The sequence below is a fragment of the Streptomyces coacervatus genome, assembly GCF_029223485.1.
Taxonomy (GTDB): Bacteria; Actinomycetota; Actinomycetes; order Streptomycetales; family Streptomycetaceae; genus Streptomyces; species Streptomyces coacervatus.
The window spans coordinates 23,487-34,400 of sequence record NZ_JARHTP010000041.1; the positions used below are offsets into that span (position 1 = coordinate 23,487).

Sequence of the window (10,914 nt, forward strand, 5' to 3'; positions counted from 1 at the left end):
CGCGGCCGGCGCGGACAGCACCGACACGAGAGCTACGGGAGCAACGGATGTCAGCATCACGTCTGCTGGAGGCGAAGAGCGTGGACACCTCCACGACCACCCACAGCTTCGAGGACCTTGTCGGCGACGCCGAAGTGTTCTTCTCGGAGCACTTCAACAGGAAGCCGCTGCTGCACAGGGGTGCGCTCGAAGGCAGGACCCGTAGCCTCGTGTCGGTGCGGCAACTCGACGACATCGTCGCCATGGAAGCCGTACCACCCTCGTATCTGCGCGTCGCCAAGGACGGCCGCGGCGTGCCGAGCAAGGCGTACACCCGCACCGTCGCCGACCGCGGCGCGGCGCTCACCGAGGCGGTCGTCCCGGAGCAGGTCTACGAGCTGTTCCGGTCCGGCGGCACCATCACCTGGAACGCGCTCAACCACTTCCTGCCGTCCGCCCGGCATCTGGCGGACGTCTTCGCCGAGACCTTCGCCTGCCCCAGCGAGGTGGTCGCCTTCCTGACCCCCGCCGGCAAGGACGGCTACGCCCCGCACCACGATCCGGTCGACGTCTATGTCATCCAGATCGAGGGCACCAAGGACTGGCGGGTCTGGGAGCCGCCCGCCGGACGCCACGCGGAGAAGGCCTCCCACCGGCCCGAGGACCTCGGCACACCCGTCATCGAGACGACGCTGCGTCCGGGCGACGTCCTGTACCTGCCGTACGGGACCCCGCACGCGGCGGCCGCGAAGGCCGAGGTGTCCCTGCATCTGTCGGTCACCGTCGAGCCGCGGCGCTGGCGCGACCTTGTGGGCGAAACGGTGCAACACCTGCTGCAGGACGCGCAGTTCGACGGCTTCCCGCACCTGGGCGACAGCGCGGAAGGCGACGGCGCCGCCGTGCTCGGCGCGAAGCTGCGGGAGCTTTCCGACGCGCTGGCGGGGGCCGATCCGGCCGCCGAGATCGACCGGCTGCTCACGGCCGGCCGCCGGCGCGCGGGCGCAGGCCGGTCCCGCGAGTTCGAACGGCTCGCCTCCGCGGACGTCCTGACTCCCGACACCCGGCTGCGCCGCAGTGCCGTGCCCGTGGAGATCGGTCCGAGCGACGGCACGAAGAGCGGACTGCTCGTCAACGGCCACCGGCTCGCCGTCCCGGATGCCGTCGCCGACGCGTTGCGCGGGCTGGAGAGCGGCGGCGTGGTCCCGGCGGCCCACTTCTTCCCGGGTGTGTCCGAAGCCCGGTCCGTGCACGCAGCCCAGGGGCTCACCCGTCTCGGGGTGCTGGAAACCGCCACCACATGAGGAGCTGAGCCATCACCATGGCTGACACGACACAAGCGGCCCCAGCGGCCACGAGTACGTCGGCGCCCGCGCCGGCCTGGCGGGACGTCTATGTCCTGGCCGGGCTGCGCGGGCTGTCCTTCGCCGGTGACATCGCGGCCGCCACCGCTCTGACCCTGCTGCTGCAGGCGAACGGCGCCGGATCGTACGCGGTCATGGCGCTGCTGCTCGCGGCCGCCGTGCCGCCCGCCCTGCTCGCGCCCGTCACGGGAGCGGTCGCCGACCGGTTCGACAGCCGCCGACTCATCGTCACGGTCGCCTCGCTGCAGATCCTGGCGTGCCTGGCGATGACGCTGACGACCTCGCCGGTCCTGCTGATCGCCCTCGCCGTCCTGCTCTCCACGGGGCTCGCCTTCACCCACCCGGTCTTCGCCGGGCTGCCCTCGGCGATGGTCGGCAAGGAGAACGTCCCCCGGGCCTCCGCGATCTCGCAGACCACCGCGATGACGGGCATGGTCGTCGCCCCCGGCATCTCCGGCTTCCTCACCGCCCGCTTCGGCGTCAACGTCGCCCTGGTGCTCGACGCGGCGACCTTCGGGATCGTCGTGCTCGGCGCCCTGGTGATCCGCACCCGGCTGCACAGCAAGAGCCCCGCGAAGGCGGCCGGCGGCAGCGGGAAGACGGCGGACCAGCCCGCCTACCGGGTGTCCTCGGACCGCTTCCTGCGCTCCGTACTCGTGATGAGCGGTGTGGTGATGGCTGCGGCGAGCATCATCAACGTCCTCATCGTCTTCTACGTACGGGACACCTTCGGAGCGTCCGAGGAGACGTACGGACTGATCATGTCCTGCTGGATGGCCGGTCTGGTGCCCGGTGCGCTGCTGGTCCGCCGGATCAAGCGGGTCAGTCACGAGGCGATCCTCATCGGGTCGTTCCTGTGCATCGCGGTGGGCATCCTGGGCACGGGGCTGGCCCCGGGTGCCTGGTGGATCGTGCCCTGCTATGTGATCGGTGGATTCGGCAACGGCGCGCAGGCCACGGTCACCCACATCGTCATCAACCTCCGGACGCCCGACACCCACCGCGGCAGGGCGTTCGCGGCGCTCGGCGCGGTCTCCAACACCGGTCCCGCCGTGGGATATCTGATGGGCGGTGTGATCCTCGGCTTCATGGAGCCGCGGTACGCCTTCCTGGTGGCGGGCGGCTGTGCGCTGCTCGCCGTGCTGGTCTTCCACCGCGCCGTGCTGCGGACGGCCGACAGTGCCGCTCCCGCGACCGAGGCCGCTCCGGTGACCGAGACCGCTCCGGAAACCGCCGCGGACACGGCAGCAGCACGATGAGCGACGCGGACACGGCGTACGACGTCGACACCGACCCGGCGATCAGGCCGCAGGACGACTTCTACGGCCACGTCAACGGCCGTTGGGCGGACGCCTTCGTGCTGCCCGAGCACCGGGCCGAGGCGACGATGCTCTCCTTGCTGGCCGAGAAGGTGCAGGACGATGTCGTCGCCGTGATCCGCGACGCCCCGAGCCCCGCCGCACCGGGCGGCCCCGGCCGGCAGATCGCCGACCTGTACGCGAGCTTCATGGACGAGGCCGGCATCGAGGAGCGCGGCCCGGCCGATCTCGCCGCTCTGCTCGGCACGATCCGCGCGGTCGCCGACCGTGCGGAGCTGGCCCGGCTGATGGGCCGGCTGCAGCGCGAGGGCGTCGGCGGGCCCGTCGAGGCGACCGTCGCGACCGACACCGCGGGCACCCGCGGCTACCTGCTCACCGTCACCCAGTCCGGCCTCGCCCTGTCCGGTGGGGTGGCTGCCTATCTGGACGCCGCAGGCGCGCCGCTGCGCGAGCAGTACGCCGAGCATCTGCGGCGCATGCTGGAGCTGGCCGGGCAGCCGGATCCGGGGCACGCGGCGGATGCTGCGTTGCGGGTGGAGACCGCGCTGGCCGCCGCCCACACGCCGCCGGACGCGTCAGGCCGAATCAAGGCGGAGGCCCATGTCTGCACGGCGGCCGAACTCGCCGCCGACGAGGGCGACTTCCCCTGGGGGGCCTGGCTGGAAGGGCTCGGCGACATCCCGGCGGACGCCGTTGTCCAGGTCCGCCCGGGGCCGTTCCGCGCCGCCCTGGAGGCGTGGTGGACGGCGACGGACCTGGAGGACCTGAAGCTCTGGCTGATCTGGCTGCAGGTCCACGAGGCCGCCCCGTTCGGCACCGCCGCGATGTTCACCGAGAACTTCCGCTTCTACGGGCAGGTGCTGACCGGATCCCGCCGGCCCCGGCCCCGCTGGATGCGGGCGACCTCCTTCGTCCAGACCGTGCTCGGCGACGAGGTGGGCGCGCACTATCTCAAGGAGCACCTGGAACCCGGCACCCGCAAGGCCGCCGAGGACCTGGTGGACGAGCTCGTACGGGCGTACCGGGGCTGCCTGGAGCAGGCCGGCTGGATGGCCGACAGCACCCGCGCTTCGGCACTGGCCAAGCTCGACGCCATGCACTTCGAACTCGGCCACCCGCAGGACGACGCGGTCCACGAAGAGCTGCACACCGACCCCGCCGACCTGCTGGGCAACGTACGCCGCGGCCGGACCCGCCGCTTCGTCCGCCAGCTGCGCAGGCTGGGCGGGCCCGTCGACCGCACGGAGTGGAAGGTCCCACCGCAGGCGGTCACCGCCTACTACCGGCACGGGCTCAACCAGGTGGTCGTCCCCGCCGCGCTGCTGCAGCCGCCCCTGTTCGACGCGGGCGGCGACATGACGCGGAACTTCGCCCTGCTCGGTTCGATCGTCTGCCATGAGATGTCCCACGCCTTCGACAGCCGCGGCTCCCGCTACGACGGCGAGGGCCGGCTGCGCGAGTGGTGGTCCGAGGCCGACCGCGCCGAGTACACGCGCCGCACCGCGCTGCTCGTGGAGCAGTACGACCGCTACGTCCCCGAGGGCCTGGACGGACAGCATGTCAGCGGCGCCCGGACGGTGGGCGAGAACATCGCCGACATCACCGGACTCACCGTCGCGCACGCCGCGTTCACCGCGCACCTGGCCGCAACCGGCAGGACCGATGCCGAACAGGCCGCCGAGAACCGGCGGTTCTTCGTCCTGTGGGCCTCGATGTGGCGGGCCAAGCGCACCCCGGGGCGCATGCGGGAGCGGCTCGCGGGCGACCGGCACGCGCCGCCGCAGTTCCGCTGCAACGGAAGTCTCGGCCACATCCCGGCCTTCCACCGCGCTTTCGACGTGTCCGAGAACGACCCCATGTCCATTCCGGCGGCAGCCCGTTTCACGCTGCTGTGACCCGGCACGGCCGACGAGGAGGCAGACCATGGCCGCTGCACACACGACCGCCCCTGCGAGGCAGAACGCCTCCCGGGACATCACCCCGACGGCCGGCGGGACCCCGACCGGGTACGAGCCGACCAACCACGCCTATCACCATGCGTTCCATCTGCTGCACCTCGCCCCGGGGCCGGACATCGCCGTGCCCGCGGCCGCCTCGCTGCTGGCCCTCGACACCGGCCGTACCGCCGCGCTGCTGGACCGCTTCGTGGCCGACGGGCTGTGCGAGCGGACTGCACCGGGCCGGTTCCGCGCCCGGCGCGACGTCCCGCACCGGGCCGTGGCCGGCTGCGGCGACGGCGCGGCGCGACGCCGGCTGATCGACCACTATCTGCACAGCGCCCACCGGGCGGACCGGCTCATCGCCCCCCACCATCCCGAGCTGCCCCTCGCTCCGGCGGGCGCGGGCTGTGTGCCCGAGGAACCGGACTCCCGGGAAGCGGCGTTGCAGTGGCTGGACACGGAGCACGCCTGTCTGGTCGCCGTCCGCGAACTCGCCCGGGAAACCAGCCGGCACCTGGTGGTGTTCCAGCTCGCGCAGTGCCTCAACGGGCACTACGTGCGGCGCGGGCACACCGCGCAGCAGCTGGCGCAGTGGGCGGATGCGGTGCGTTCCACACACGCCTTGGGCGACCCCGAGGCGCAGATCACCGCCCACCGTTTCGCGGGGCAGGCGGCCAGCCGCGCCGGCCGGCACGCTGCGGCGGTCGCCCAGCTGGGCCGGGCGGTCCGGATCGCCGAGCGGTACGGCGAACCCGGCCCGCAGGCCTGGGCGCACTACATCTTCGCCTGGGTCGAGGAGACGGCCGGGCGGGACGGGGAGGCGCTCGGCCATGCGGTGTGCGCGGCGAGCCTGTTCAGGCGTGCGGCCGAGTGGGGCGCCGAGGCCGATGCGCTGAACGCGGCGGGCTGGTACCACACCCGGCTCGGCGACCTCGAACAGGCCGGAGAGTACTGCGTCCGCGCCCTCGACATCGCCCGCCGGTACGGCTACCGCGGCGGGGAGGCGGCCGCGCTCGACAGCCTGGGCCTGCTCGCGCAGCGGGCCGGCCGGCACGACGAGGCGCTGGACAGCTACCGGGCCGCGCTCGATCTGTGCCGGGAGCTCGGCAACACGTATCAGGAGGCGGGAGCTCTGGACCGGCTGGGCGACAGCTACGCGGCGGTCGGGCGGTTCGACGAGGCCCGTGAGGCGTGGGCACAGGCGCTCGGCCTGTACCGGAGCCAGCAGCGCCTGAATGAGGCCGGAGCGGTCGAACGACGACTCGAAAAGGCCTGCTGATCTTTCCCTCCGGAGTATTCCCGGAATGTTCAACAATGGCGCCAGGACCTTTCCTGGCGCCATTGTCGTTCAAATTCCTGTTCAATTTGAATGGCGTTGACCAATGGAATGCTGCAGAAATAAATTTCTCGGTATGAAGCCCACGGACATTGATCTCCTCCCCGTCCTCGGACGTCCCACGCTCTCGGGTGACGGCCGGTACGCGGCCGTCGTCGCCACCCGGCCCGACCTCGCCACCGAGGGATACATCTCCGAACTGTGGCTGGCCGAGACCGACGGCAGCACTCCGGCCCGGCTGCTGACCCGCGGGCCGCACGACGCCGCGCCCGCCTTCTCCCCCGACGGCCGCCACCTCGCCTTCCTGCGCCCCGTACCCGGCGGCCGCGCCCAACTGCACATACTGCCCATGGACGGCGGCGAGGCCCGCCCGGTCACCAACCACCCCATCGGCGCCGGCCAGCCCGTGTGGAGCCCGGACTCCAAACTCCTCGCCCACACCGCACGCGTACCCGAGCCCGGCCGCTACCGCGGCGCACCGCAGAGCGAAGCACCCCGCCGCATCACCAAACTCCGCTACTGCGCCGACGGGTTCGGCTACACCATCGACCGGCCGCGGCACATCTTCGTCACCGACCCCTTCGCCGAGGACCCGGCGACCGCGACCACCCAGGTGACCGAGGGGAATTACGACCACTCGGACGTCTCCTGGAGCCCCGACGGACAGCTGCTGACCTTCACCGCGGCCCGTCACGAAAAGGCCGGCGACGACCTCCGCAACGACCTGTGGGTGTGCGCCCCCGACGGCACCGGACTGCGCTCCCTCACCGACGGCGGACTGCTCCTGGGCTGCCCCCGCTTCTCCCCCGACGGCGCCACGGTCTGCTTCGCCGCCGAGCCGCTGGACGAGAACAACAACCCGTACACCTCGATGAGTTACGGCCTGTGGTCCATTCCGCTGGACGGCTCGGCACCCGCCCGCCGGCTCACCGACAAGGACCTCCACCTCAGCTTCGCCAGCCAGACGATCCACCCGGTCGCCGACGGCATCCTGTTCGCCGCCGACCACCGCGGCGAGGTCCACCTGATCCTGGTGCCCTACGACGGCGGCGCACCGAAGCCCCTGATCACCGGCGTCCGCCAGGTCAACTGGTACACCGCCGTGGACGGCCCGGACGGCCTGACCGTGGCCGCCGTCATCGCCAGCGCCACCAGCGCCGGTGACCTGGTCGGCCTGCGCGCCGGCGAGGAGCACGTACTGACCTCCTTCGGGCAGCGACTGGTCGAGCAGACCGACCTGCTGCCGGTGGAGGAGTTCACCGCGACCGCGCCGGACGGCCACCAGCTGCAGGGCTGGATCATCCGCCCGCAGGGCGAGGGCCCGCACCCGGTGCTGCTCCAGATCAAGGGCGGCCCGCACACCCAGTGGGGCTACACCCTCAACGGGCCGGCCGCCTTCGACGAGGCGCAGGTGTACGCGAGCGCCGGCTACGCAGTGGTGCTGGGCAACCCGCGCGGCACCTCCGGCTACGGACACGACCACGCCCGGTACATAGCCGACGACCTGGCCCGCAGGACCGCTCCGGATCTGCTGGCCCTGCTGGACAAGGCCCTGGAGTCCCCCGACCTCGACGCCGACCGCGTCGGCGTCATGGGCGGCTCCTTCGGCGGCTACATGTCCGCCTGGCTCGCCGCCCACCACGGCAACCGCTTCCGCGCAGCCATCGGCGAACGCGGCCTCTACGCCGTCGACAGCTACGCCGCCTCCAGCGACGACGGCATCAACGTCGCCATCGCCCTCTACGGCACCGACCCCACCCAATGGGCAGCAAAAAGCCCCCTCACCTACGCCGACAACATCCAACTCCCCATGCTCATCATCCAGTCCGAAGAAGACCGCCACTGCCCCCTCGAACAGGCACAACGACTCTTCGTCGCCCTCAAAACCCGCAACATCCCCGTAGAACTCCTCCTCTTCCCCGGCGAAGGCCACGACATGTCCCGCTCCGGACTGCCCAGCCACCGCATCGCCAGGTTCGACGCAATCCTCGAATGGTGGAGCCGCCACCTCATCTAGCACCGCGCCGCCCTGCTGTACGCATTCCCGACCGACCTGTCCTGGAGGGACCATGAGCCCATCGGTTGCCGTACTCACCGCGCCCGGAAGCCAAGGCGCTCCCGTACGGGAAGGCGCCGTGGCCCATCCGGACCGCACCGCCCGCCTCGGCCGGCTGATCGATGAGATCCGCGCCGCACTGGGAGCAAGGCGCGAGGTCACGCCGGAGCAGGCCGGGGAGCGGGTGGCGGCCGTACTCGCCCCGCATCTGGGGCGTGCCGACCTCCTCACGCCGTCCCAGCAGGCGGCCGACGCGCACGCCTACCGGCAGCACATCCTGCATGCCGAGCCCGGCGGCTCGTTCTCCGTCGTCGCGCTCGTCTGGCTGCCGGGACAGTGCACCCCGATTCACGACCACGTCGCGTGGGCTGTGTCCGGCATCCACCAAGGGGCCGAGAGGGAGACCGTCTATCGGCTGGTGCGCGACGCGAAGGAGCCGTATCTCGTCGCCACGGGCACCTCGACGAACGGGGTCGGAGCGGTGTCGTTCCTCGCCCCGCCGGGCGACATCCACGACGTCCGGTGTGCAGCTCCGGGCCGGACCGTCTCGCTCCATGTGTACGGGGCGGACATCGCAAGGCTCGGTTCCAGCGTGCGCCGGAAGTACACCCTGCCGGTTCTGCCCTGCCACTCCTCCGACCGGAGTGACCCGACCCCTGAGGATTTCAATGCTTCCTGTCATTGAGAAAAGCAAGAAGATAGCCGTCTTCTGCGGCGCCCGCCCCGGCACGCACCCGGAACATCTGCTGCTGGCCGAGGAGTTCGGCACCGCACTGGCCCGCCGCGGCCTGGACCTGGTGTACGGCGCGGGCGGCGTGGGCGTGATGGGCTCGGTGGCCCACGCCGTACTGGCGGCGGGCGGCGGCGTCACCGGGGTGATCCCCCGTCTCCTGCACGAGCGTGAGCGCACCGACAACGCGCCGGGCACGGTCTTCGTCGTACGCTCCATGCACGAACGCAAAGCGCTCATGTACCGGCTGTCCAACGGGTTCGCCGTGCTGCCCGGCGGTTTCGGAACGCTCGACGAGCTGATGGAGGTCGCGACCTGGAACCAGCTGTCGATCATGCGCAAGCCGATCGTCGTGGTCAATCACCGGGGCTTCTTCGACCCGATGCTGCGCATGCTGGACCACCTGGTCGAGGAGGGGTTCCTCCGGGCCGAGGAGCGAAGGGTCATCCAGGTCGCGCAGGATGCCGAGGAGGCCATGGACCGGCTGGGAACCGGACATCCGCTGACCGTTCCTGCAACGGCCTAGTCGGGGGTTGCCAGCAAATGACCGTACTGCACTGCGCGCACCCCGGCCTGGAAGCGGCTTCGGGCGTCCAGATGGGCCATCAGCGTGTTGGCGATGCGCCGTGCCGTACGGGGCGAGACGCCGAGGCTGCGGGCGATCGACTCGTCCGTGCGGCCCTCCCCCAGCAGGCGCAGCACCTCGACCTGCTGGGGCGTCAGGCCGTTCTGCTGCTGCGCAGGGTCCGAGAGCAGCGGCTCGGCGGAATTCCATGTGCTTTCGAAAAGGGCGCAGAGCGCGGCGATCATGCCAGGCGTGCTGAGCACCACCGCGCCCCCGGAGGTGTTGCCGCTGTCGGCGGCCACGAGCGCAACCCTTCGGTCGCAGATGATCATCCGGTTGGGCAGCGAGGGCGCGACGCGCACCTGGGCACCGCGCTCCGTCAGCCACTCCGCGTGGGCCACGGTCGCCGAATCGTTGCGGATGCTGCACAGGTAGACGGTCCGCATCCGGACGCCGCGCTCGAGCAGCTTCTGGTTGAGCGGCCGGGAAGCCCTCATGTTGGTCGGTGTCTGCGGGCCGCCGGGCGCGAAGGTCAGAAACTCCTCCTGCACCTGGTTGTTGAGCGCGAGCAGGTAGTCGCGTATGGACTCCAGACCGGTGAGGTACTGCACGCCGGCTTCGGCCGCGTCCGCACGATGATGGGCGAACTCCGAGATCAGCCGGGCCGCGGCGGCCCGGCTCTCCTCGATCCGCCGCTGCTGTGCGGCGATCTCCGCCTGCTGCCGGGCGAGCAGGATCTCCATCGCGATGTGCGGGGCGACCGCGTGTCTCTGGGTGGGGTCCTCGGTGGAGACACGTATCAGGGCAAGTTCGCTGAGCTGGCTGAGCGCTTCACGTACCTCTTGCTCGGACAACGCCAACCGGGTGGCCATTTCGGCTACTCCGGAATTGTCCGGCGACGCAAGCAAATCCCGGTATACGGATTCGGCCGCCGAATTCAGGCCAAGCTGATCGAGCATGCGGTGATCTCCACTTCCCCCTGGCTGGAAACGCGCATCAGTGAAACGGCAGTGTAGCCAGCCCGCCGCGGTAACGGGGGTGGGCAGACTTCTTCTTGACGATGGCACACATCCCGCAGTTCATTCCGAGTCACGGAATTCGACTTCCGCCGCCAGGAAGAGTCCTGGTGCAGGCGGTTCCGCCACTACCCGCACCCCCACACGACCGCTGAGGATCCGCCATGTATCTCGTCCACATTCATCTGCGGCCGCTTGCCGCAGGCGAGAGCCTGCCGGACGACACCGCCACCGTCATGATGTCCGCCGGGCTGGAGGTGGGGCTCGAGCACGCCGTCGCACATCTGGCGAGCACCCCTCGCCCGGTGATCGGCGTCTATGTCCGGGCGGCGACCCTGGATGAGGCGGAAAGCCTGGCCGAGGACATCTGGTGGCGCGCCAGCGGCACCGACCGGCGCCTGGGGCGCTGGGTTCCGCTGCGCGTGGAGGTCCCGCTGATGCCGGAACCTCCGTGGTCCAAGTAGGTCGGTGGTCCGAGTAGGCGTGTGGCCCAAGTAGGCCATGGACGGTTTGACCTGCCGGAATCCTCTTTTGCGGGTGCCGGGGGGCAGGACAGTCTCTCTCTCGTCGGAACACTCCGGAACGAGGGGGAAAGATGATGACGGTCCGCAG

At 70.9% G+C, this 10,914-nt stretch carries 9 protein-coding genes; 8 read left to right on the forward strand and 1 reads right to left on the reverse strand.

What is annotated here, in order from left to right; genetic code table 11:
- Window positions 1-47 precede the first annotated feature (47 nt).
- The 7 genes from P2Q00_RS49700 to P2Q00_RS49730 all read left to right on the forward strand — a co-directional run bounded on the left by P2Q00_RS49700 (window position 48) and on the right by P2Q00_RS49730 (window position 9,247).
- Window positions 48-1,280 carry a cupin domain-containing protein gene (locus P2Q00_RS49700; RefSeq protein ID WP_275781666.1) on the forward strand — a complete coding sequence of 411 codons (1,233 nt, stop codon included), beginning with the start codon at window positions 48-50 and terminating at the stop codon, window positions 1,278-1,280.
- A gap of 17 nt (window positions 1,281-1,297) precedes the next feature.
- Complete coding sequence (locus P2Q00_RS49705; RefSeq protein ID WP_275781667.1) at window positions 1,298-2,599, forward strand: MFS transporter; 1,302 nt, start codon at window positions 1,298-1,300, stop codon at window positions 2,597-2,599.
- Window positions 2,596-4,554: a M13-type metalloendopeptidase gene (locus tag P2Q00_RS49710; RefSeq protein WP_275781668.1), complete on the forward strand. Its 1,959-nt coding sequence runs from the start codon at window positions 2,596-2,598 to the stop codon at window positions 4,552-4,554. Before P2Q00_RS49705 ends, P2Q00_RS49710 begins: the two co-directional genes overlap by 4 nt.
- Before the next feature lie 28 nt (window positions 4,555-4,582).
- Window positions 4,583-5,878, forward strand: a complete 1,296-nt coding sequence (locus P2Q00_RS49715; protein ID WP_275781670.1) for a tetratricopeptide repeat protein — start codon at window positions 4,583-4,585, stop codon at window positions 5,876-5,878.
- Between the two features lie 133 nt (window positions 5,879-6,011).
- The gene (locus P2Q00_RS49720) at window positions 6,012-7,952 is read left to right on the forward strand and encodes a S9 family peptidase (protein WP_275781672.1); all 1,941 of its coding nucleotides are present in this window, start codon (window positions 6,012-6,014) and stop codon (window positions 7,950-7,952) included.
- 52 nt (window positions 7,953-8,004) lie between these two features.
- Window positions 8,005-8,676 (forward strand): cysteine dioxygenase family protein, encoded by a 672-nt coding sequence (locus P2Q00_RS49725; protein ID WP_275781673.1) that lies wholly within the window; start codon window positions 8,005-8,007, stop codon window positions 8,674-8,676.
- Window positions 8,660-9,247, forward strand: a complete 588-nt coding sequence (locus P2Q00_RS49730; RefSeq protein ID WP_275781674.1) for an LOG family protein — start codon at window positions 8,660-8,662, stop codon at window positions 9,245-9,247. The genes P2Q00_RS49725 and P2Q00_RS49730 overlap by 17 nt, the downstream gene beginning before the upstream one ends.
- Here the strand turns inward: P2Q00_RS49730 and P2Q00_RS49735 are convergent.
- Window positions 9,244-10,158: a LuxR C-terminal-related transcriptional regulator gene (locus P2Q00_RS49735; RefSeq protein WP_338059423.1), complete on the reverse strand. Its 915-nt coding sequence runs from the start codon at window positions 10,156-10,158 to the stop codon at window positions 9,244-9,246. The genes P2Q00_RS49730 and P2Q00_RS49735 overlap by 4 nt on opposite strands.
- A gap of 308 nt (window positions 10,159-10,466) precedes the next feature.
- On the opposite strand from P2Q00_RS49735, the gene P2Q00_RS49740 reads away from it, so the two are divergent.
- On the forward strand, window positions 10,467-10,766 hold the full coding sequence (locus P2Q00_RS49740) for a hypothetical protein (protein ID WP_275781677.1): 300 nt from the start codon (window positions 10,467-10,469) through the stop codon (window positions 10,764-10,766).
- Window positions 10,767-10,914: the final 148 nt, after the last annotated feature.

Excerpts from the sequence above, each read along its gene's own strand:
- P2Q00_RS49730 (WP_275781674.1), top strand. The coding sequence starts at position 8,660 with ATGCTTCCTGTCATTGAGAAAAGCAAGAAGATAGCCGTCTTCTGCGGC.
- P2Q00_RS49720 (WP_275781672.1), top strand. The coding sequence starts at position 6,012 with ATGAAGCCCACGGACATTGATCTCCTCCCCGTCCTCGGACGTCCCACG.
- P2Q00_RS49700 (WP_275781666.1), top strand. The coding sequence starts at position 48 with ATGTCAGCATCACGTCTGCTGGAGGCGAAGAGCGTGGACACCTCCACG.
- P2Q00_RS49740 (WP_275781677.1), top strand. The coding sequence starts at position 10,467 with ATGTATCTCGTCCACATTCATCTGCGGCCGCTTGCCGCAGGCGAGAGC.
- P2Q00_RS49710 (WP_275781668.1), top strand. The coding sequence starts at position 2,596 with ATGAGCGACGCGGACACGGCGTACGACGTCGACACCGACCCGGCGATC.
- P2Q00_RS49705 (WP_275781667.1), top strand. The coding sequence starts at position 1,298 with ATGGCTGACACGACACAAGCGGCCCCAGCGGCCACGAGTACGTCGGCG.
- P2Q00_RS49735 (WP_338059423.1), bottom strand. The coding sequence starts at position 10,158 with ATGGCCACCCGGTTGGCGTTGTCCGAGCAAGAGGTACGTGAAGCGCTC.
- P2Q00_RS49715 (WP_275781670.1), top strand. The coding sequence starts at position 4,583 with ATGGCCGCTGCACACACGACCGCCCCTGCGAGGCAGAACGCCTCCCGG.
- P2Q00_RS49725 (WP_275781673.1), top strand. The coding sequence starts at position 8,005 with ATGAGCCCATCGGTTGCCGTACTCACCGCGCCCGGAAGCCAAGGCGCT.